The sequence below is a fragment of the Pseudoalteromonas sp. SR41-1 genome, from assembly GCF_014164015.1.
Lineage (GTDB): Bacteria > Pseudomonadota > Gammaproteobacteria > Enterobacterales > Alteromonadaceae > Pseudoalteromonas > Pseudoalteromonas distincta.
On the sequence record NZ_JACJEK010000008.1, the window covers coordinates 116,097 to 137,734 of the forward strand.

Below are 21,638 nucleotides of genomic sequence, written 5' to 3' on the forward strand. Positions count from 1 at the left end.
GAAAGACTATTTCAATTGCGGCTTTATTTGCCCATTTTAAGTTATATATTTGTGGTCACGATGAGTTATTTTCAAGACCTAAATATATTTAGCTATCGTTACTTTGAGGTTGTAGATGGAAACCATTGATAAAATTAAACAGCAAATTTCAGAAAATCCAATAATCCTTTTCATGAAAGGGTCACCAAAATTACCAAATTGTGGTTTTTCTTCACAAGCATCGCAAGCGTTAATGTCATGTGGTGAACCATTTGCATACGTTGATATTTTACTTAATCCAGACATTCGTGCTGAGCTTCCAGCATACGCAAATTGGCCAACATTCCCACAACTTTGGGTAGATGGCGAATTAGTTGGTGGTTGTGACATTATTATCGAAATGTTTCAACGCGGTGAATTACAGCCGTTAATTACAGAAACTGCTGCTAAATATAAAGAAGCTGACGCAGAGTAATTTATTACTCAACCTGAACTCAGGTTATTAAGCTCTTTAAACACAAAGCCACTTTTTAAGTGGCTTTGTTGTTTTTAATTTGTGTAAATTTACGAATAAGGAAGGCTCACTTGAACGTTTAAGCCGCCCTCTATTTTGTTATGTAAACTTATATGGCCTTGGTGCGCTTCTGCTATTTCTCTGCATAAGGCTAGCCCTAAACCACTCCCCGTACTTTTTGTTGAATAAAAGGGCACTAAAGCATTTCCCATTACTTGCTCGCTCATTCCTTTACCGCAGTCGCTTACATTTATAACACATGCTTGGGGTACAAACTCGACCTGAATATGTATTTCATTGGCATTGGAACCTGACTCGTGTGAATTTTTTAATAGGTTTATGAGCAGCTGCTCGAGTTGTGTTTGATCAGCTTGTAATTCATTGTGTGAATTTTTTATTTCGTAGCTAAATTGCCAGTGGTTTTTTAAATTATTGAGGGTGTTTTGCCAGTTAACCCGCGTTTTTTGTGGCTGAGGTAATTTAGCAAACTTGCCATAGCCTTGTACAAATTCAGTTAAATGACTAATTCGCTCATCAATAGTTGCAAATACACGGGCAAGACGAGGCTCATCAACTTTATTTGCGAGCAATTGTGCGCTGTGTAGCATGGATGACATAGGGCCGAGTGAATTATTTAATTCGTGGCTAATAATGCGTATTACTTTTTTCCACACCGCAACTTCTTGACGACTAAGTTCACGGGTTAACTGTTTAAATATATATAAATGATGCTTTTGATTATTAAGTAAAAACTCCCCAGTGGCTAAATGCCAAGTTTGCGAGTCTTGATTCTCTATTTCTATATTAAAGAGGCCATCAATACCGTGCTCTATAGCTGCTACTAATTGCAGAGGCGAATTTTCGAGTAATCTACTTAGCTGCATACCTTCAAGGCGAGTTGCGCTATTAAATAAACTACGGCTAATTAAATTACTAAATACCACCGTATTATTATCATTGACCAGCAATAACGCTTGCGGCGAGCTTTGCAAAACTTTATCAAGCATTAACTCGCGCTGGTAAATCCATTGTTTTTCTTGGCGAAGCTGTTTTGCGGTTTGATTATAAAGTTGGCATAGTTTTCCAAGTTCATCATTACTTTTATACGCAAGCAAACTGGAGAGCTCACCATCTTTAAAATTAAGTAATCCGGTTTCAAGCGATTGCATGCCAAGCTTTATTGGCTTGGTGAGAGCTCTTGAAAGTAGAGTGCTAAATGTAAGCGTTAGTAATATTAAAAACAGAGTGTAGTAAATATCAAAGCCACTTAGCGCGGCAATAATAACAACAGGCAGCGCGCTACAAAGTCCGCAAATTAATATAACCTTTTGGCTTAGGGTAAAGTGGCTAATAATGCTCGGCATTAATAATCAATACCCATTTTTTGTAATCGACGATAAAGTGCTTGTCGACTTAAACCAAATTCACGGGCCACTTTGGCTATAACACCTTGATGAGCGCGCATTGCGTGTTCTATTTCCTGTTTGGTAGGCTCTGCTTTTGCTTCTTGTTGAGCAGTAACCGGTGACGATAGTGCAAAGTCATCGACTTTAAGCGCACCTGTAGGTTTTAGTACCGCTACACGCTTACAAGCGTTTTCTAGCTCTCGAACGTTACCTGGCCATTTGTAGTGTTGAAGTGCTTGCTCTGTGTTTATAGTCAGCTCTCGGTGAGGTAAAAAATGGCTAATAAGTGCTAAAACATCATCTTGTCTTTCGCTTAGGGAAGGCACATTGAGCTCAATTACATTAAGGCGATAATATAAGTCTTCCCTAAATCGACCTTGTTGAATTGCTTGTAGTAAGTTTTCGTTAGTGGCCGATATAACCCGCACATTTACCTTTCGTGTTTGTGTTGAGCCTAAACGTTCAAACTCGCCGGTTTGTAGTACGCGTAGTAATTTTATTTGTCCTGAAAGTGGTAAATTACCAATTTCATCTAAAAATAACGTACCGCCATCAGCTGCTTCAAATCGACCAATACGTTGTTTGGTTATCCCCGTATATGCACCGGCTTCAGCGCCAAAAAGCTCGGCTTCTATAAGTTCTTGCGGTAGTGCACCGGCGTTTACCTTAATAAAAGGCTGCGATACAAGCGGGGAGTTTTTTTGAATAATATGCGCAATACACTCTTTGCCACTACCATTAGGGCCTGTAATTAATGCAGATATATCAGATTTAGCCACTTGAAGCGCCATAGTAACCAGTCGTTCCATCGCAGTACTTTTAAATATTAGCCCAGCAAGGTCTGCGCTTTTAAATGTACCTTCACGTTCTTGTTGATGGCGATTATGCGTCGCCATTATTTTTTTAGCACTGCCTAGCTCTATTAAGTTACCGATACAAACTAGTAGTTTTGCATCATCCCAGGGTTTTGGTAAGTAATCAGCAGCACCGGCTTTTACAAGCTCAATGGCGGTGGCAAGTTCGGTCCAAGCTGTAATAAGTATAATAGGTAAGTGTGGGTTTATTTCTCGTAGTTCATAAAACAACGCTTTACCTTCTTCGCCAGAGGTGGTGTCACTGGTAAAGTTCATGTCTTGAATTACAAGCTCAATTCGTTGATAGCGAACTATTTGCAGAGCATCAAACGGATTTGTTGCAGTGACTACCGAAAAGTCGTGGATCTCGAGCAACAATGAAAGTGCGTCGAGTACTGCTTGGTTATCATCAACAATGAGTATTTTATGAGTCATAGGTTATTTTTATAATTTTTTGATGGCTACACTGCCTTACTAAGCAGTGTAGCATAGTGATTTACATATAATTAAATAGTGCGAGTTGCAATACTGGGCGAAATATTGGCAGCGCGTTTAGCCGGCGCTAATACTGCAAGTAAACTCATTAAAAATACGGCAATGGCGGTAACGGCTATATAACTTGGCGGTAGTGCGGCTACAGAAAAATACTGCATTAACATTTTCCCAAGTAGTATTGCTGTTACTACACCTAAGGCTAAACCTAGGCTACAAATTAATGCATTTTCTACTAAAAAGTAGCTAACAATAGCTGACTTTCTTGCGCCAAGTGCTCTGCGTGTACCAATTTGCTTAGTACGTTTGCTAATATTAAATAAGGTTAAGCCAAAAATACCGAGAGCGGTTATAAGCACTAAAATAGTGATTAATACTATGAGCATGCGCATCATAAGGCGATCTTGAGCGGTATACTCATTTTTTAATTCATCAAGCCCTTTAATGTTGTTAATAACGCGTTTGCTGTAATTTTCGAGCATGGCATTTTCTATTTCTTTCATTACAGCTGCTCGCTGACCAGGCTTAGTACGAACGGCAACTTGTGCATAACTTGCTGCTTTAATATAAGGAATTAACGCAAGATTATCGGGTTTACTGTCTTTGAGCCACGGGCCTTTCATTTTTCCGATCACGCCAATAATTTTAAGTGGTAGGTCGCCAAAATAAACTATTTTTCCTAAACCATCTCCATCAGGGTAGAGCTCATCAAGTAAGGCTTTAGTGACTATAGTGACGTTGGTGCGCTTTTGTGTAATTTCGTTTGTAACGAGCACTTCATCTTCGGTAAAGTTTCGCCCTGCAATTAAGTTAACGCCGTAGGTATTAATTGCGTGGTCATCTATAAAAATATAAGCGGTCCTGACACTTAGGCCTTCTTGTGGAGCAGGTTTTAAATTAAAGCTCGAAGCGCTGCCACCCCCTGATAGCGGAATACTACTGCTTAATGCGGCATCAGCTACGCCTGGCATTTTTCTAAGCATGCTTTCATCAAGCTCAAACTGCTGACTTAAGTTAATATCAGTACCAAAGGTCATTACATTAAACTTAAATATATCTTGTTCAGGGTAGCCCGTTTCTTGGTTTAAATAGCTAATTCTATCTTGAATAATAAACGCAGCATTACTGACGATAGCTGTGGTAATTGCAATTTGAATTAGCAGTAATACAGCGCCCACCTTTGAGCGGCATAAGGCGTTAAATATAGGTTTTATTTCTAACATTGTGACATTCCTTATTGGCTCTTAAGATAAATAGCAGGATTGGTTTTACACACTAACCAAGCTGGGTATAAACCAGCTAAAATGCAGGTTGTAATTGCAATCAATGGGGCGCTCAATAGCATGGTTAAATCCATTGTCGCTAAGTTTTCATAGTAGTCGTAGCTTTGCCCTACGCCCATTAAGCCAAGTTGTGCTAGTACAATTCCTAGCATGCCACCTATAAAGCCAAGCATGGCGACCTCAACTAAGTGCTGTAAAAATATTTGCCTTTTACTAGCACCTAATGCGCGTCTTACACCTACTTCTGGCGCTCTGCGTAAAAACTTAGCTAAAAGTAAACCTAAAATATTGGCTAAGCAGACACCTAAGAACATAAAGCTCAGGCCCACTAAAATTTTATTGTCTTCGGTGACGACGTTGTTATATTGCATCCATTGGTTTACATCGCGAAGTTTATACTCAAGTTCTTTACGATTAAATCGTCCACGTTTATGTTGTTCTTGCATATAGGCTAATAAGTAATTTTGATAGGCTTGTTTTTGTGCAAGCGTATTTAGCTCTGCCCAAAACTGGATCCATACTTGCTCAGATTGCAGTTTATCTGCAAAGGTTGGTGTGTTTTCGTGTTTCCATCCATTGCTATTGCCCCAACTTACGAGCTCTTTTGTCTTTATTAAGCTAAAGGGCATAAATAACTCTTCTACTTGATTAAATGCACCGTTATTTAAATCATAATATTTAATATTGAGAGGCCAATGATTAATAACACCAACTACTTGATAGCTTGCATCATCTAAGTAAATCAGTTCTCCGACAGAGTTTTTTCCAGCAAATAGTTTATCGTTTATCTCTTGGGTAATAACAACCACAGGTGCGGCAGAGTCTTCTTGCTCTTTGCTCCAAGCCCCCCCGTATAAAAATGACAAATTAAACATGCTAAAAAAGTCAGGCGTTGTCATGCGAGCATTACCTATAAAAGGTTTTATTTTGTCGGAGTCTAGATAAACTGAGAAACCGGTACGCATCATAGCCACTTTTTTCTCTGGCGTGGGTGCGTTTAATAAGTTCTCAGCATCTTGATAGGTCAGTTGCAGTGGCATGTTATCTTCTGTCCACCACGTACTACCATCGTCCATTGTTTGTAATTGCACACTGTAAAGTTGGCTGCTTTTTTCTGGTATAGGATCGGCCGACATCATGTGATAAACACTAAGGCTGGTCATTGTTATGCCTATACCTATCGCAATGGCAAGTACCATTAAAAAGCTAACTAATGGGGTGCGCTTGAAGCTGCGCCAACTTAAATCTAAATAATGAATAAACATTAGTTAAACCCCCGATGCTGTTTTTATAGTTTGCGCGCCTTGATAAAGTGTAAAGTCGGCAAGTTGCCCATCAACTACTTGAATATTTCGCGGAGCACGGCGGGCTAATTCGCTATCATGCGTTACCATTACAATAGTGGCACCGTCGCGATTGATTTGTTCAAGTAACTCCATAACTTGGCGAGCCATTAAGCTGTCAAGGTTACCTGTTGGCTCATCGGCAAGTAAAAAACGAGGTTCACCAGCAAGCGCACGGGCTATTGCCACACGTTGTTGCTGGCCACCAGAGAGTTGTTGAGGTAAGTGTTTAGCGCGAGATGCTAAACCAACTTGTTCAAGGCATTGCTCAATTCGACGTTTTCGCTCATTTGCTTTAATCCCTCTATAGCGAAGAGGAACTTCTATGTTTTCATATAAATTTAAATCGGGGATCAAATTAAAGCCTTGGAATATAAAGCCAATTTTTTGATTACGTAAATCAGCACGTTGGTTATCGTTTAGGCTGCCAACATTAACACCATCCAACAGGTATTCACCTTCGTTAAAAGGCTCGAGCATACCTGCAATATTTAAAAAGGTTGTTTTTCCTGAGCCGCTAGGACCGGTAACAGCAATAAATTCGCCTTCGTTTACTTGCAGGTTAAAGTCTTGAAGCGCATGGGTTTGTACCATTTCTGTTTGGTATACTTTACTTACATTGTTCATTTGTAACATGGTTGTACCTAATTATTTTAGCGTTGGTTGAGAACGTCTGTTTAATTTAATAAAATCGTATCGGCTTGCTTAAAGTCGCTGTAGCTTGAAATAATAATTTCATCGTTTTCTTTTAGCCCGCTCAAAAGCTCAACTGCATTAATGCTGGTAGCGCCTATTGTAATAGGTATACGCTTTGCAATATTGCCTTCTACCTTATAAGCAAAAATTCCGCCTTGCTGCATAAAAGCGCCGCGTTTCACCTGCATTACACCTTCTCGGTTGTCGAGTAAAATACGTGCAGTTAAGCGTTGGTTTTGACGGATGTTGTTAGTAACAGCTTTAAATCGGACGCGTGCTGTTACTTCACGATTATTAACTTCTGGTGATATGGCGGATAAATTCCCCATCACTGTTTCATTGCCTAACTTAAGCTCTACTTCCATACCGAGTCCTAATTCGTTGGCGTAACTTTCAGGTACTTGAAGTTCCGCTTCGAAATTACTTAAGTCGACGAGAGTCATAAGAGGTTGGCTTTGCGTCACTGCGGCTTTTTGTTGCACTAATAGGTTACCCACGATCCCTGTAACGGAAGCCTTAATAGATAGGTTGCTTACTTTTCTGATTAAATCATCAACAATAAGTTGCTGGCGGGTTACATCACTTTTAGCTGCTTGTAGTTCAAAGGCGAGCGTGTCTTTGGCAAGCAATACCTCTTGTTGTGCATGCTTATATGTGAGCTTTGAACGTGATAAATCATCAACTGCTTTTTCAAGATCAATTTGGCTAATTAAGTGCTTTTGTATTGATAACTGCGCCCGGCGATTTTCGCGCTCAGCGGCGTTAAGCTCAACTTGTGCCATATCAAGTGTTTTATTTAAAGTGAGTGTTTGGCGTCTTGCTTGCAAATGCTGCCTTTGCTGCTCGCCTTGTAGTCGTTTAAGTACAGACTCCTGTTGCTTTAATTCGTTAGTTAACTCAGGGCTTTGCAGCAGAGCAAGTGTGCCCCCTTGCTTTACTGTATCGCCGGCCTTTACTTTTAAATCTATAAATCCACGTTCTGGACTGTAGATTTTAGGAGCATTAGCAGCAACAATTTTACCACTGGCGGCAATATCTCGAATGAGCGCTTTAACATGTACTTTTGCAACCTGTACTTTTGAGCGGCTAATAGAGCTTTTAGCGCTATGGTTAGTTATAAAAATATAAGCAACTGTAGAGACCACAATGAAAACAATCGCAGTGATTATCGCGTATTTTTTATAGCTTATAGGTGCCTTTACTTGTACGTCTTGTGCGCTGGTATCTTTAATCATTTAATTCCCCCTACATTGCTTTTATGTATTTTTCGCACAGCAGTAATAAAGCTGCTGTGCAAATGGCGGCAATAGGAGAGAGCAAAAATAAGCTTAGAGTAAACATGGTAATTCCAATTAGCGATTATATGTAAAGCTATACGATTAATATGCCAACTATTATCACATTGATATTAAAGTACTTTTTATTTTTTGTTCATGAAAATGATGTCCGCGGACAGTTTTTATGTCCGCATCGGACACCGCTTTAAATAAAAATTCACTATTAATGTACAAAAAAGGACATGAACTTTCATAACTATACTAATGAGCAGCAATAATCGGGGATGTTAAGCCATTAAAGTAATGAAATAGCATAAAACTATCTAAATGTTAACTGAATAGCCCTTCATGTGTTGAATACTTATTCACTTTTACTCACCTTTACGTTTACGTAAGCTGCATCTTTGGGTGCTTGTGTTTTTTACAATATGTTAAACTTGACACCAGTGTCATGAAAAAATAGTGGTTAAAATAACGCTAAATGTTAAAAATAATGATAAAAAGAAATCTTGCTATGAAGTGAGAAATATTCAAGAATGTGAATATGTATTCAAAGTGCTATTGACTCTATTTAAGATAGAGGCTAGTTTTGTCCGTCTGTTAGCAAATCGTCGAGCAGTTCATCCACGCTAACAGTGCAGCAAGGGGAGGGGTCTATGTTATACGACTCAAAGTTAGAAAAAGAAAATTGTGGCTTTGGCTTAATAGCCCAAGTTAATGGTCAAGCTAGTCATAGGCTTATTCGTACTGCTATTACGGGGCTTGATCGCATGCAGCACCGTGGCGGTATATCTGCCGATGGTAAAACAGGTGATGGCTGTGGTTTATTATTACAAAAACCAGATAGCTTTTTCCGTGCAATTGCCAGTGAACATAATTGGCACTTAGGCAAAAACTACGCAGTGGGTATGATATTTTTAAATTCAGACCCTGTTTTAGCACAAGCTGCAAAACAAATACTTAGCGAAGAATTAGAAAAAGAAACGCTAAATATTTTAGGTTGGCGTGTTGTACCAACCGACCCATCTATGTTGGGTCCTATTGCTGTACAGCAATTACCAGGTTTTGAACAAATTTTTGTTAGCGCGCCAGAAGGTTGGCGTTCTAAAGACTTAGAGCGTCGCTTATATGTAGCACGCCGCCGCGCTGAAAAGCGCATTGTTGATGATGAAGCTTTCTATATCGCAAGTCTATCTGGTTTGGTAACTATCTATAAAGGCTTAATGATGCCTGCGGATTTACCTAATTTTTACCTAGATTTAGCTGATATTCGTATGACGAGTGCGATTTGTGTTTTCCATCAGCGCTTTTCTACTAATACTCAGCCGCGTTGGCCTTTAGCTCAACCTTTCCGCTATTTAGCACACAATGGTGAAATTAATACTATTGAAGGTAACCGCCAGTGGGCACGCGCACGTTCTTATAAATTTGCGTCACCGCTTATTCCTGATTTACAAAGCGCAGCGCCGTTTGTAAACGAAACCGGTTCTGATTCATCAAGCCTAGATAATATGCTTGAGCTATTTTTAGCTGGCGGCATGGATTTATTCCGCGCTATGCGTATGCTCGTGCCGCCTGCATGGCAGAAAAACCGTGCAATGGACGACGATTTACGTGCATTTTACGACTTTAACTCTATGCATATGGAACCATGGGATGGCCCGGCAGGTATTGTTATGTCGGATGGTCGTTTTGCGGCGTGTAACCTTGACCGTAATGGACTTCGCCCAGCACGTTATGTAATTACACAAGATGGTTTTATTACGCTTGCATCAGAAGTGGGTATTTGGGATTACACTGCCGATGAAGTGGTTGAAAAAGGCCGTGTTGGTCCAGGTGAATTATTAGTTATTGATACTAAACTTGGCAAAATCTGGCACTCGGATGAAATCGATCAAGATTTAAAATCTCGCCATCCTTACAAGTCATGGCTTGAAGAAAACGTTAAACGTTTAGTTCCATTTGAAGAACTTACTGAGCAAGACGCTGGTAATCGCTCATTTGATGACGAAACGCTAGCTAAATATCAAAAAATGTTTGGTTATACCAACGAAGAGCTTGATAGCGTTATTCGTGTAATGGGTGAAAACGGCCAAGAAGCGACAGGCTCAATGGGTGATGACACGCCATTTGCTGTGCTTAGTGAAGGGCATCGTTCACTTTATGATTACTTTCGCCAAAAATTTGCGCAAGTAACAAATCCACCTATCGATCCACTACGTGAAAACCATGTAATGTCGCTTGCAACCTGTATTGGTAGTGAGCAAAACGTATTTAACGAAACAACGGGCCACGCTAAGCGCCTACAGTTTGATACACCAATTTTAATGTACGCAGATATGCAGCAGCTATTAAATGCTGATGAAGCGCACTACAGCTACTGTAAAATTGATATTACCTATACAGTTGAAGAGGGTTTAGAAAACGCGGTTACGCGTATTTGTGACCAAGCACAAGAAAAAGCAGCTGCGGGCTGTATCATGCTTATTTTAACTGACCGTAACTTTGATGAAATAAATTTACCAATTCCAGCAGCTATGGCTGTAGGTGCGGTACAAAAACGCTTAGTTGATAACAACTTGCGCTGTGAATCAAATATTATCATTGAAACTGGCAGCGTGCGAGATGCGCACCAGTTTGCTGTGCTATTAGGTTTTGGTGCTACGGCAATTTATCCATACCTTGCGTATGAATCGTTAGTTGCGATGAGCGACAGCAAAATTATTGATAAGTCGTATTGCGAAGTGACCCTTGCTTATCGTAAAGCCATTAATAAAGGCTTATACAAAATTATGTCTAAAATGGGCATAAGTACGGTTGCGTCTTATCGTTGTTCAATGTTGTTTGAAGCGGTGGGATTATCTGATGCGATCATTGAAATGTGCTTTAAAGGCGTTGCAAGTCGTATACAAGGTGCATGCTTTACCGACTTTGATGACGATCAGCAAAGTTTGCACAAACTTGCTTTAAGTAAGCGTAAATTATTAAGCCACGGTGGTTTATTTAAGTACGTTCATGGTGGTGAGTATCATGCTTATAATCCAGATGTTATTCAAACACTGCAAAAAGCGGTTCGCTCAGGTGATTATAAAGACTACAGTGCGTACGCTGATTTAGTTAATAATCGTCCAATTGCGACTTTGCGCGATATGTTAGCGCTTAAATTACCTGAGCAAGGTATAAGTATTGATGAAGTAGAGTCTGCAGAAAACCTATACAAGCGTTTTGACTCAGCAGCAATGAGTATTGGTGCGTTATCACCAGAGGCGCATGAAGCTCTAGCAATTGCAATGAACCGCTTAGGTGGTTGTTCAAACTCGGGTGAAGGCGGTGAAGATAAACTGCGTTATGGAACAGAGAAAAACTCGCGTATTAAGCAAGTCGCTTCAGGTCGATTTGGTGTAACGCCTCATTACTTACGCAGTGCTGACGTTATTCAAATTAAAGTAGCGCAAGGTGCAAAACCAGGCGAAGGTGGACAATTACCAGGTGAAAAAGTAACGCCGTATATTGCTAAACTTCGTTATTCGGTACCAGGTGTTACGCTAATTTCGCCACCACCGCATCACGATATTTACTCAATTGAAGATTTAGCACAGCTAATTTTCGATTTAAAACAAGTAAACCCTAAAGCACTTATTTCTGTAAAACTTGTTTCAGAGCCAGGTGTGGGAACCATTGCAACAGGTGTTGCTAAAGCGTATGCCGATTTAATTACTATTTCTGGCTACGACGGCGGTACAGGCGCAAGCCCACTTACTTCTGTTAAATATGCGGGTAGCCCATGGGAGCTTGGACTTGCTGAAACACAGCAAGCACTAGTTGAAAATGGCCTTCGTCATCGCATTCGCCTGCAAACAGATGGTGGCTTAAAAACAGGTTTAGATATTATTAAAGCGGCAATTTTAGGTGCTGAAAGCTTTGGCTTTGGTACTGGTCCAATGGTTGCCCTTGGGTGTAAATACTTACGTATTTGTCACTTAAATAACTGTGCAACCGGTGTTGCAACACAAGACGAAACACTTCGTCAAAAGCATTATCACGGTTTACCAGAAATGGCGATGAACTACTTTAAGTTTATAGCGCAAGAAGCGCGTGAAATTATGGCTAGCCTAGGCGTTGCAAATTTAACTGACTTAATTGGCCGTTTAGATTTATTAGAAGAAATTGAAGGCAAAACTGCAAAGCAGAAGAAAATTGATTTATCGTCCGTTATTGCTCAGCCGAACAACCCAACTGGCGAAACGCTTTATTGTAGTGCGCCTAACAGTTCACATTACCTAGGTAAGTTAAACGAAAGTTTATTAGCTAAAGCGCAAGAGGCAATTGATACGTCAAGCGGTATCTCGCTTGTGAGTCGTATTTGTAATACTGACCGCTCTGTAGGTGCAATGCTTTCGGGTTATATTGCTGATAAACACGGTAATCAAGGTATGGCGGCAGACCCAGTAGCAATTGAATTACACGGTACTGCGGGTCAATCGTTTGGTGTATGGAATGCCGGTGGTCTTGAAATGACATTGGTTGGCGATGCTAACGATTACGTAGGTAAAGGCATGGCAGGTGGTAAGTTAGTTATTCGTCCACCACTTGGCTCATCTTTTGAAAGCCATAAAGCAACCATTGCTGGAAACACATGTTTGTACGGCGCTACAGGCGGAAAACTGTTTGCAGCTGGTTGTGCCGGTGAGCGCTTTGCAGTTCGTAACTCAGGTGTGCAAGCGGTTGTTGAAGGTGTAGGTGACAACGGTTGTGAATACATGACCGGTGGCGTTGTGTGTGTACTTGGTAATGTAGGTGTTAACTTTGGCGCGGGTATGACTGGTGGTTTTGCTTATATTTTAGATGAGCGAAATGATTTTGAAAAACGCATTAATCCAGAGCTTGTAGAAATAGTAACACTAGACGAATTAACGTCGCATCAAGAGCATTTACGCGGCTTAATTGCTGAGCATTTAGAGCTTACGGGTTCGTGCAGAGCAGAAAGCATTTTAGCTAACTTTGAACTGTACTTACCGATGTTCAAATTAGTAAAACCAAAATCAAGCGACGTAAAAAGTTTACTCGGGCATCGCGCTCGCAGTAGTGCCGAACTACGTGTTCAGGCGCAATAAGGGGGCAGTATGAGCGAAAATGTATATCAATTTATAGACGTGCAGCGTGTAGACCCACGCAAAAAACCAATCTCGTCACGTAAAAAATCTTTCGTAGAAATTTACGAACCCTTTTCAGAGAATCAGGTTAACTCACAAGCTGATCGTTGTTTAGATTGTGGTAACCCGTATTGTGAGTGGAAGTGCCCAGTACATAACTACATTCCACAATGGTTAAAGTTAATACGCACAGGTCGTATTATAGAGGCTGCAGAGCTTTCTCATCGTACAAATAGCTTACCAGAGGTTTGTGGCCGCGTTTGCCCACAAGACCGCTTGTGTGAAGGCTCGTGTACATTAGATGAAGAGTTTGGTGCGGTTACAATTGGTAATATTGAAAAATACATTACCGATGAGGCATTTAAAATGGGCTGGAAGCCTGATATGTCTTATGTAACTTGGACCGACAAAAAAGTAGCTATTATTGGTGCAGGCCCAGCTGGTTTAGGGTGTGCTGATATTTTAGTTCGTAACGGCGTAAAACCAGTAGTGTTTGATCGTCATCCAGAAATTGGCGGACTACTCACGTTTGGTATTCCTTCTTTTAAACTTGAAAAAGAAGTGATGCAAAAGCGCCGTGAAATTTTCACTGAAATGGGCGTGGAGTTTAAGTTAAATGTTGAAGTAGGTGTTGATATTACGCTTGATCAAATTTTAGCTGATTACGACGCCGTATTTTTAGGAGTTGGTACGTATCAAAGTATGCGTGCAGGTCTTGAAAATGAAGATGCACCAGGTGTTCACGATGCACTCCCGTTCTTGATTGGTAACACTAACCGTGTAATGGGCTATGACGAGACTAAGCAGCCGTGTATTGATATGGCTAACCAAAAAGTAGTTGTACTTGGTGGTGGTGATACAGCGATGGACTGTGTGCGTACGTCTATTCGTCAAAATGCTGCAAAAGTAACGTGTGCTTATCGTCGTGATAAAGAAAATATGCCTGGTTCTAAACGTGAAGTTAAAAACGCCAAAGAAGAAGGCGTTATATTTACCTATAACGTTCAGCCTAAAGGCATTGTATTGAACGATAAAGGTAAAGTAACTGGCGTTAGAATGGTTAAAACTAAATTAGGCGAACCTGACGCAAATGGCAGAAGTCGTGCTGAAGAAGTACCTGGTTCAGAGCATGTGATAGAAGCTGACCAAGTTATTATGGCATTTGGTTTCCAGCCTCACAAAATGGATTGGTTAGAAAAATACGATGTAGAAATAAACCACTGGGGCGGCATTAATGCACCAGAACAGGGTGAATTTACACATCAAACAACGAACCCTAAAATATTTGCTGGTGGCGATATTGTGCGTGGTTCAGATTTAGTGGTAACCGCTATTTTTGAAGGACGTAATGCTGCAGAAGGTATTATGGATTACTTAAAAGTTTAATTGTTCGTATTAATAAAATGAATAAGAAGCAAGCCAACTGGCTTGCTTTTTTTATTGTTTGATTCGAATGTAATGTCAACGTAGTTAGCCACAAACGGTATTATATTAATATCACCTGTAGCATAGCTTTCTTTAGCGACACCTTGAGCTTTTACCTTTAGTGTAACTACCAAGAGGGATTATTTTGCTTTAGTGAGGGTGTGCTTGTTTCGAGCTAAATACGGATGCTTTGGGCATCTATTAAGCAGCCTTGACGGTTAATTCATACATCAAACTTTACGCTTTACTTAACCAACACAAGGGTACAGGCATATACTTGTAGCAACTCGAGTTTTTGGATCTTCAGTAGTACTAGCTAACGTTATTTGGTCATAATCTGTAGTTTTTTTTGCTGCTTAATATGCTATAACTTTTGTTTTCGTCGTTGTATAAACACTTTGATGTGAAGAGTTAATTGATTGGTCGCTAGTGCTAGATACATATTTACAGCATCGTCAATACCATCTTTAACTGCGTGTGTTATATCACTACTTTTACTATTACTCAGTACTATTAGTGCGGGTAGTGTGGAAATAAAAAAGTAAACTTATTTATTTTTTAACTCTTAATGTTATGCATTATCCCTAACAAAGGTAAGTAATGGTTAAAGTATTCGCTTTTATCAACCCGAAATAACTAATCTTAAGAGTTGATTTAAATATAAAGTTGGTCCATTATCGCACGCTGTTTACGGTTTGCTTACTTTTTGTCTACAAGTAAGCTTTTATATATTAATAAAATAAATAGAAATTATGTACGAATATTCAAACAAGTCGGAAAGGAAACTCATTGTTCGATTCTTCTCTTCAATAGGGTTTATAGCAACGTTTTCTATGGCTAGCTTAGCATTTATTAATAGCAGTTATTTATTAGCGTGTACCTTGGTTGTTTCTTCGTTTGTTTATTTATTGGCATTTAGCATAAGTAGGGGAGTAGAGAAGTCAGGCACTATAATTTTATACAACCTTTATGCACTAATGTTTTACCTAGTCCTCACTGGTGGAGCACAAGGAACAGGGCCTATATGGATATTCATAGTGTCTCCTGTTACTTATTCAATACGCGGACTTAAGCGAGGTACATTTGATATAATTTTGTTTTTATTAGCGATTGTTTTAGGCTTTTACTGCGCTGATACATTCAACATATATGACTATAGTCCGGAACAGTTTCCTATCAGAATCATACTCGCTTTTATAATTGTCGCGTCGCTGAGTGGCTACTACGAGTTTTCAAGAGAAAAATACAGCAGTAAAATAATTGCTTTGAGTCAAAAAAATGAATTTTTAGCAACTATAGATCCACTCACTAACCTGCCAAACCGTCGCTATACCATGAATAAGCTTGTGGCTTTTAAAAGTGAGCTGAAAGATAATAATACTCCCTTTGTAATTTTATTAGCTGATGTAGATAATTTTAAAAAAATTAATGATCAATTCGGCCATGATTTTGGCGATGAAGCACTTATTCAGTTAGCTAAAACCTTTGATAAAAGTATTCCAAAAAATGCGATTGCATCACGTTGGGGCGGAGAGGAGTTTTTAATTGTTATCCCAAATGCAACAGTTGAGCAGGGGGAGCAAGTTGCAGAAAAAATCCACAACGCCCTTAAAGCTTCAGTTGTGAGCTTATTTTCAGATAGTACCAATATTACGCTAAGTATTGGTGTTATCTCTGCAAGTGCTGAACGCTCAATTGATCTTGATATCAAGCGTGCTGATGAACTACTTTATAAAGCAAAAGCGCAAGGTAAAAACAGAACGTGTTCTTCTTAAAAGTTTATCTACTTTAATCCATTGAAAACGAATCAAGTGATGGCTTTATTTTAGCCTTTCTGCGCTTTACGCTCATGTAACACATTGCATTACAGGCAATCTGCATTGTAATTAATAGCCAATAACTTATGCCTAAGTCACTTAGGTTATTTATTTTTTCGCTAGTAAAGTAATAGGCTACGGCGATTATCTGAAGAACTAAAAAGCTATTTAAAAACCCCAGTAAACGCTGTTTAAAGTAAGTATGCTTATATTTACTAAAAATAATTAAACAGCTGCTTAGCGCTAATAAAAACCAACTTAAAATGATACAAAAATTAACTAAAGTACTGTGCATTATTTAATCCTTCAAAGCTCTATTAACCAATGTTAGGCATGGGCCATTATTAGTTCTTTAGCATTCGCTTTAGCTGTTTTACTGATATTATCACCACCAAGTAAGCGAGCTATTTCATTAATACGACCATCTTTATTCAAAGGCAGCATATGAGTGAACGTTTCGCCTTGTGCTATTTCTTTAGCTACAAAAAATTGTTGGTGTGCGCTACTAGCAACTTGCGGTAAATGGGTAACACAAATCACTTGAGTAGACTTACCTAACTGGCGCAATAGTTTGCCTACGGCTGATGCTGTAGGGCCAGAAATACCTACATCAACTTCATCAAAAATAAGCGTTGGGGTTGTTACTTTTTGAGCAATAATTACCTGTATAGCAAGGCTAATTCGCGAAAGCTCACCACCTGAGGCTACTTTAGCTAACGGCTGAAGTGGTTGCCCCGGATTAGTTGATACTAAAAACGACACATTATCGTACCCTAAGCTATTAGGTGCGCGGCTACTCTCTTGAGTTAAAGCTATTTCAAATACACCGTTTTCCATCGATAAATTAGCCATGCTTTCACTTATTAGTGTGTTAAGTGTATTAGCATACTCATAGCGACTTTTACTTAGTTCATCGGCAGCTTGCTTATAACTAATTAACGCGCTTTCTATTTCTGACTCTAGTTGCTCCAGACGATTACTATTATTACTTATTGACTCAAGCTCCTGAGCAATCGATTGATGAAACTCAACAAGCTGCTGTGGTTTTATGTGATGCTTACGCGCTAAATCCATCGCACCGCTTAGTCTATTTTCTACTTCACCTAAACGAGCAGGATCTAAATCTGCTTGCTCAGTATAATTTCGAACTTCACGGCTTGCTTCTTCAACTTGTACTGCGGCTTCACTAAGGAGCGCTGCTACGCCGGCTAAGCTTTCGTCGTATTGAGCCAGCTCAGCGAATTGTTGGGCACTGTGCTGCAGCATTGAACAAGCATTTTGTTCATCACTTTCATATAAGTATTGTAATTCACGTTGGCACGATTCTAATATTGTTTGGCTGTTACTAAGTTTGTAATGCTCGGCCTCAATTAAATCAAACTCACCTTCTTGTAAGGCAAACTCATCGAGCTCTGCAACTTGGTATTCTAACAATTGTTTTTGCGCTGCTTGTTGCTGCTGTTGTTGCTCTAAATGTTTAAATTCTTTTTGTAAGTTAGCAAACTGTTTATAGTTGTTATTTACATCATTTACTAAGTGGTGATGCCCTGCATAGGCATCTAAAAGCTGTAACTGATGCTCAGCTTTTAATAAGTGTTGGTGGGCATGTTGTCCATGAATAGATATTAAATATTGACCAAGTTCTTTTAATTGTGATGCGGTAACGGCACTGCCATTAATATAGCTTTTACTGCGTCCATTTTTACAAACAACACGACGCAATAAACATTCATTATCGTCATTGTTTAGCATATGTTGCTCTAAAAACGATTGAGCTAGCGGTAAATCTGTTAGGTCAAATTGAGCGCATACTTCTGCTTTATCAGAGCTTGGGCGCACTGCTGATGCTTCAGCTCGTTCACCTAAACATAATGATAGCGCATCAATAGCAATAGATTTACCAGCACCTGTCTCGCCAGTGATCGCGGTCATACCGCTGCGCCATTCTGTGCTTAAATTACTAACAATTGCAAAATTTTTAACTTCTAAACCAATTAACATACTGTTTATCCATCCAGTCAATTAACTGTTAATTTATACAGTGTTTTGGTTTTTTGCAAATTAATTTTTTATTATTTATGCAACGCTTACATCTTGAGTAAATTGTGTATCAGAAGTTTTTGGGGAGGTATCAATTTGATCATCAACAATATCAGTAGCTTGTATAATGTCTTCGGTTTTAAGTAGCCCGATAAGTGGAGGTAAAGTATTTAGGTAAAAACTCTTATTGTATAAAATTCCTTGCTGAGGTAACTCAGATACAAAGTACTGTATATTATCAATCAATGGCTGGATTATATTCGTTTGATTAGTTTTAATTAACTCGTTGGACAACGTATTAATTAGTAGGTCAGCGGTATCTTCAAGTTGTTGCAAATTCTCGTCTGTATGCGATTGCACAACAAAAAAATTATTTACAATAGCTTGAATACGAGGAACGTATTTTGGGCGAATTATTTTAGCATCAAGAAGATCATTAAGCTTTGCTTTAAGGCGTGAATTTACATGCGAAACCCGTTCATTAAATAGTTTTTTTCTAGCTTCGATTGCTTTTTTGCGATTACTCTCAATTTTGAGGTAACTGTATAAAAGTGTAATTAATAGCAGTAAAGCAAAGAATACTACATAAGTCATTGCTACTCGTTCCTAAATTATTTGATTATTATTTTAAGCCGCCATTTTGCTTTATAGTACTAAATTTGGCAATAAAATTAGTACAAACGACTACCCCAATTTAATTTTGTACGTAAAACGTTGTAGTACGAGTAATTTTTTGGATGAATTAAGCGCAGTTGTTTATCCGCTTTTTTAATTACTACCTCATCGCCGGGTAATACGGCAAGCACAACATGGCTGTCGCAACTTACCTGTAGGCTATCTGTATTTTCTAGGCTTAGCTTTAAGCGTACTTCGTTATCGGCATCGACCACTAAAGGTCTACTAGATAAGGTATGAGGAAACATAGGCACTAACGATATTGCATTTAGCTCTGGCGTTAAAATTGGCCCGCCACCTGAAAGTGAATATGCCGTAGAGCCAGTAGGGGTTGATACTATTAAACCGTCAGAGCGCTGAGAAAACACAAAGTCATTATTTATAAAAGCTTCAAACTCAATCATATGCGCTACTTTATCGGCATGAAGTACCGCTTCGTTAACGGCTGAGTTTGCACTCTTTAATTCATTGTGGCGATATACTTCTACTTCTAATAAAAAGCGTTTTTCTTCAAGGTACTCACCACTGAGGACTTGCTCTAAGCTCGCTTCAAACCCTTCAGGGTTTAAATCAGTTAAAAAGCCAAGGTTACCTCTATTTACTCCAATTACAGCAATGTTAAAGCGCGCAAGCACGCGTGCAGCACCAAGCATGTTACCGTCACCGCCAACAACAATAGCTAAATCGGCTTGTTCTCCTAAGTCGACTAACTTAACAAGTTTGTCATGCGGGATATCGTCTAATTGACTCCCTGTACGTTTTTCTACTATTACCTCAAAACCAAGCGCAAGTAAAAATGTATGTAAGCGCTGAAGGGTAGCAGCGGCTCCCGGGTGATTAGGTTTGCCAATTAGGCCTATGGTATTAAAAGGAGAGTCCATAATGTACGCACAAAAAGATTTAATAATTGTAGAGTAACTCAAAACAGAAGTGTTTGAAAATACAGATTATAGCAATATTATAAACCTTCAATTTTATTCGCAGTCAGTTAACTGCACGACTTGAAAAACAACTAAACGCCCCGATATCTCTTTCATGCAACAAGATGTAGATACCATGAAACTAAACTCACGAGATCAGCAAATTTTTTCAGCTGTTATGAACATGTACTGTAATGGTGAAGGCTTGCCTGTTCCATCAACAAAAATTGCCAAGCTCAAAGGCATGGCAGTATGCTCGGCTACGGTTCGTAATGCTATGGCTCGCTTAGAAAAAGTGGGGCTATTGTATTCACCTCATACATCTGCAGGACGAGTGCCCACAAATGAAGGGTTTGATTATTGGTTTGACGAGTTTTTTCCACTCGCTGACATTGCTAATTATTGGCAACCAGAGCAATCACAACTCGTTGAACTAGCACATGGTTTGAGCCAAAAATACCAAATATGTTGTTGTGTTGGTTTACCACAAGTCAGCTCGCAGCAAGTGTTTAGAGTAGAGGTGCTTGATTTTGATTCTACCGACTGGCTTATTCTATTAATAGACAGGGCTGGGCAGAGCCACAACATTTGTATTGATAAACCTCATGATTCGTCAGATTCTGTTCGTTATCAGTTTGCAACATGGTTGAATACCGTATTTAGCCAACAAACTCTTATGGAGGGTCTGTATCGTATGCAGGCGATGGCAAATACAGCGCCTCGAAATTGTCATGATTCGCTTAATCAATGGACGCGACAGCTAAGTCAAAAATTAGGCTCAGATAATAGTATTGTAGTTGGCGAAAATTACCTCTATAAACAAATCGATTGTGAGCAAAGTTTAAATATTGGTGTTTCGTTTTTAAATTATGTAGAAGATAAACTCGCTTTTAAAAACGGTGTATCGGTACTTAATAGCGAAAAATTGCCTTTTACTGAGTGTGATGAATTGATCGTAATAAGCGTGCCGTACTTTCAAAATCAAGAATACCAAAGCCGCTTTTGTATAATTTGCCCTAAATCAGCGCAAATCGAAGAAATAATTCGAGAATTTAAATTAATTGAGGCATCTAACTCTTGAATCTTTTTATTCAATCCCCATAATTACCGCAGTTGTAAAGAATTGGAGCACGTATTTTATGTCTGAGCAGACACAAAACCCTGAGCAAGAAGTAGAATTAAACGAAGAAATTTCTAAAATGCAGGCTGATGTAGAAGCAGCAGTAGAAGCCGCTGATCAACATGCAGAAGAAGAGCAAAGCCCTGAAGCAGAAATAGCTATGCTATATGCAGAGCTTGAAGCTGCTAAACAAACTATTGCTGATCAAAAAGATGGTGTTGTTCGTGCTGCAGCAGACGTAGACAACATTCGTCGTCGTGCAGCACAAGATGTAGAAAAAGCGCATAAGTTTGCACTAGAAAAATTTGCTAACGAATTACTACCTGTAATTGATAATCTTGAGCGTGCTATTGAGTTTTCTGATAAAGAAAATGAGACTTTAAAGCCGTTGCTTGAAGGTATCGATATGACAGTTAAAAGCTTTAACGATGCTGTTGCAAAGTTTGGTGTTGAAATTGTAAACCCTCAAGGTGAGCAGTTTAATCCAGATTTTCATCAAGCAATGTCAATTCAACCAAGTAACGATGTAACACCTAATACAGTACTTGCTGTTATGCAAAAAGGTTACACATTGAATGGTCGTTTATTACGCCCTGCAATGGTTATGGTTTCTAAAGCTGCTGATGCTTAATTGAATTATTAGT

At 39.2% G+C, this 21,638-nt stretch carries 16 protein-coding genes; 6 read left to right on the top strand and 10 right to left on the bottom strand.

Annotated features, from left to right (window positions below; translation table 11 throughout):
- Positions 1 to 115: 115 nt before the first annotated feature.
- The gene (locus tag H5118_RS08940; protein WP_004335359.1) at positions 116 to 454 is read left to right on the top strand and encodes a Grx4 family monothiol glutaredoxin; all 339 of its coding nucleotides are present in this window, start codon (positions 116 to 118) and stop codon (positions 452 to 454) included.
- An 89-nt stretch (positions 455 to 543) separates the two neighbouring features.
- Here the strand turns inward: H5118_RS08940 and H5118_RS08945 are convergent, their stop codons facing one another.
- The 6 genes from H5118_RS08945 to H5118_RS08970 all read right to left on the bottom strand — a co-directional run bounded on the left by H5118_RS08945 (position 544) and on the right by H5118_RS08970 (position 7,802).
- Positions 544 to 1,857 carry a PAS domain-containing sensor histidine kinase gene (locus H5118_RS08945; RefSeq protein WP_182748553.1) on the bottom strand — a complete coding sequence of 438 codons (1,314 nt, stop codon included), beginning with the start codon at positions 1,855 to 1,857 and terminating at the stop codon, positions 544 to 546.
- Positions 1,857 to 3,188, bottom strand: coding sequence for a sigma-54 dependent transcriptional regulator (locus tag H5118_RS08950; RefSeq protein WP_182748554.1), 1,332 nt, complete (start codon positions 3,186 to 3,188; stop codon positions 1,857 to 1,859). The genes H5118_RS08945 and H5118_RS08950 overlap by 1 nt, the downstream gene beginning before the upstream one ends.
- Positions 3,189 to 3,259: 71 nt before the next feature.
- On the bottom strand, positions 3,260 to 4,468 hold the full coding sequence (locus H5118_RS08955; RefSeq protein ID WP_182748556.1) for an ABC transporter permease: 1,209 nt from the start codon (positions 4,466 to 4,468) through the stop codon (positions 3,260 to 3,262).
- Positions 4,469 to 4,479: 11 nt separating this feature from the next.
- Positions 4,480 to 5,793: an ABC transporter permease gene (locus tag H5118_RS08960; RefSeq protein ID WP_182748558.1), complete on the bottom strand. Its 1,314-nt coding sequence runs from the start codon at positions 5,791 to 5,793 to the stop codon at positions 4,480 to 4,482.
- 3 nt (positions 5,794 to 5,796) lie between these two features.
- On the bottom strand, positions 5,797 to 6,507 hold the full coding sequence (locus tag H5118_RS08965) for an ABC transporter ATP-binding protein (RefSeq protein WP_165722501.1): 711 nt from the start codon (positions 6,505 to 6,507) through the stop codon (positions 5,797 to 5,799).
- A 41-nt stretch (positions 6,508 to 6,548) separates the two neighbouring features.
- Positions 6,549 to 7,802 (bottom strand): efflux RND transporter periplasmic adaptor subunit, encoded by a 1,254-nt coding sequence (locus H5118_RS08970; RefSeq protein WP_182748560.1) that lies wholly within the window; start codon positions 7,800 to 7,802, stop codon positions 6,549 to 6,551.
- Between the two features lie 698 nt (positions 7,803 to 8,500).
- On the opposite strand from H5118_RS08970, the gene gltB reads away from it, so the two are divergent.
- The 3 genes from gltB (at position 8,501) to H5118_RS08985 (ending at position 16,197) form a co-directional block, all read left to right on the top strand.
- Positions 8,501 to 12,958, top strand: coding sequence for a glutamate synthase large subunit (gene gltB / locus H5118_RS08975; protein WP_004335377.1), 4,458 nt, complete (start codon positions 8,501 to 8,503; stop codon positions 12,956 to 12,958).
- Positions 12,959 to 12,967: 9 nt separating this feature from the next.
- Positions 12,968 to 14,383, top strand: a complete 1,416-nt coding sequence (locus tag H5118_RS08980) for an FAD-dependent oxidoreductase (RefSeq protein WP_004335378.1) — start codon at positions 12,968 to 12,970, stop codon at positions 14,381 to 14,383.
- A 791-nt stretch (positions 14,384 to 15,174) separates the two neighbouring features.
- Positions 15,175 to 16,197 carry a GGDEF domain-containing protein gene (locus H5118_RS08985; protein ID WP_371544504.1) on the top strand — a complete coding sequence of 341 codons (1,023 nt, stop codon included), beginning with the start codon at positions 15,175 to 15,177 and terminating at the stop codon, positions 16,195 to 16,197.
- Between the two features lie 13 nt (positions 16,198 to 16,210).
- Here the strand turns inward: H5118_RS08985 and H5118_RS08990 are convergent, their stop codons facing one another.
- The 4 genes from H5118_RS08990 to nadK all read right to left on the bottom strand — a co-directional run bounded on the left by H5118_RS08990 (position 16,211) and on the right by nadK (position 19,835).
- A complete protein-coding gene (locus tag H5118_RS08990; RefSeq protein WP_024597395.1) occupies positions 16,211 to 16,534 on the bottom strand; it encodes a hypothetical protein in 324 nt (107 codons plus the stop codon).
- Between the two features lie 32 nt (positions 16,535 to 16,566).
- Positions 16,567 to 18,240: a DNA repair protein RecN gene (gene recN, locus H5118_RS08995; RefSeq protein WP_182711572.1), complete on the bottom strand. Its 1,674-nt coding sequence runs from the start codon at positions 18,238 to 18,240 to the stop codon at positions 16,567 to 16,569.
- Positions 18,241 to 18,315: 75 nt separating this feature from the next.
- Entirely contained in the window at positions 18,316 to 18,873 is a 558-nt protein-coding gene (locus tag H5118_RS09000; RefSeq protein WP_024597393.1) for a hypothetical protein, read from the bottom strand.
- 77 nt (positions 18,874 to 18,950) lie between these two features.
- Positions 18,951 to 19,835 (bottom strand): NAD(+) kinase, encoded by an 885-nt coding sequence (gene nadK, locus H5118_RS09005; protein ID WP_004335384.1) that lies wholly within the window; start codon positions 19,833 to 19,835, stop codon positions 18,951 to 18,953.
- Between the two features lie 154 nt (positions 19,836 to 19,989).
- On the opposite strand from nadK, the gene H5118_RS09010 reads away from it, so the two are divergent.
- On the top strand, positions 19,990 to 20,955 hold the full coding sequence (locus tag H5118_RS09010; RefSeq protein ID WP_024604215.1) for an HrcA family transcriptional regulator: 966 nt from the start codon (positions 19,990 to 19,992) through the stop codon (positions 20,953 to 20,955).
- A 58-nt stretch (positions 20,956 to 21,013) separates the two neighbouring features.
- A complete protein-coding gene (gene grpE, locus H5118_RS09015; RefSeq protein ID WP_024597391.1) occupies positions 21,014 to 21,625 on the top strand; it encodes a nucleotide exchange factor GrpE in 612 nt (203 codons plus the stop codon).
- The last annotated feature ends 13 nt before the right edge of the window (positions 21,626 to 21,638 follow it).

What these genes read in the sequence shown, in the direction of transcription:
- H5118_RS08940 (WP_004335359.1), top strand. Translation starts at nt 116, where the DNA reads ATGGAAACCATTGATAAAATTAAACAGCAAATTTCAGAAAATCCAATA.
- H5118_RS08945 (WP_182748553.1), bottom strand. Translation starts at nt 1,857, where the DNA reads ATGCCGAGCATTATTAGCCACTTTACCCTAAGCCAAAAGGTTATATTA.
- H5118_RS08950 (WP_182748554.1), bottom strand. Translation starts at nt 3,188, where the DNA reads ATGACTCATAAAATACTCATTGTTGATGATAACCAAGCAGTACTCGAC.
- H5118_RS08955 (WP_182748556.1), bottom strand. Translation starts at nt 4,468, where the DNA reads ATGTTAGAAATAAAACCTATATTTAACGCCTTATGCCGCTCAAAGGTG.
- H5118_RS08960 (WP_182748558.1), bottom strand. Translation starts at nt 5,793, where the DNA reads ATGTTTATTCATTATTTAGATTTAAGTTGGCGCAGCTTCAAGCGCACC.
- H5118_RS08965 (WP_165722501.1), bottom strand. Translation starts at nt 6,507, where the DNA reads ATGTTACAAATGAACAATGTAAGTAAAGTATACCAAACAGAAATGGTA.
- H5118_RS08970 (WP_182748560.1), bottom strand. Translation starts at nt 7,802, where the DNA reads ATGATTAAAGATACCAGCGCACAAGACGTACAAGTAAAGGCACCTATA.
- gltB (WP_004335377.1), top strand. Translation starts at nt 8,501, where the DNA reads ATGTTATACGACTCAAAGTTAGAAAAAGAAAATTGTGGCTTTGGCTTA.
- H5118_RS08980 (WP_004335378.1), top strand. Translation starts at nt 12,968, where the DNA reads ATGAGCGAAAATGTATATCAATTTATAGACGTGCAGCGTGTAGACCCA.
- H5118_RS08985 (WP_371544504.1), top strand. Translation starts at nt 15,175, where the DNA reads ATGTACGAATATTCAAACAAGTCGGAAAGGAAACTCATTGTTCGATTC.
- H5118_RS08990 (WP_024597395.1), bottom strand. Translation starts at nt 16,534, where the DNA reads ATGCACAGTACTTTAGTTAATTTTTGTATCATTTTAAGTTGGTTTTTA.
- recN (WP_182711572.1), bottom strand. Translation starts at nt 18,240, where the DNA reads ATGTTAATTGGTTTAGAAGTTAAAAATTTTGCAATTGTTAGTAATTTA.
- H5118_RS09000 (WP_024597393.1), bottom strand. Translation starts at nt 18,873, where the DNA reads ATGACTTATGTAGTATTCTTTGCTTTACTGCTATTAATTACACTTTTA.
- nadK (WP_004335384.1), bottom strand. Translation starts at nt 19,835, where the DNA reads ATGGACTCTCCTTTTAATACCATAGGCCTAATTGGCAAACCTAATCAC.
- H5118_RS09010 (WP_024604215.1), top strand. Translation starts at nt 19,990, where the DNA reads ATGCAACAAGATGTAGATACCATGAAACTAAACTCACGAGATCAGCAA.
- grpE (WP_024597391.1), top strand. Translation starts at nt 21,014, where the DNA reads ATGTCTGAGCAGACACAAAACCCTGAGCAAGAAGTAGAATTAAACGAA.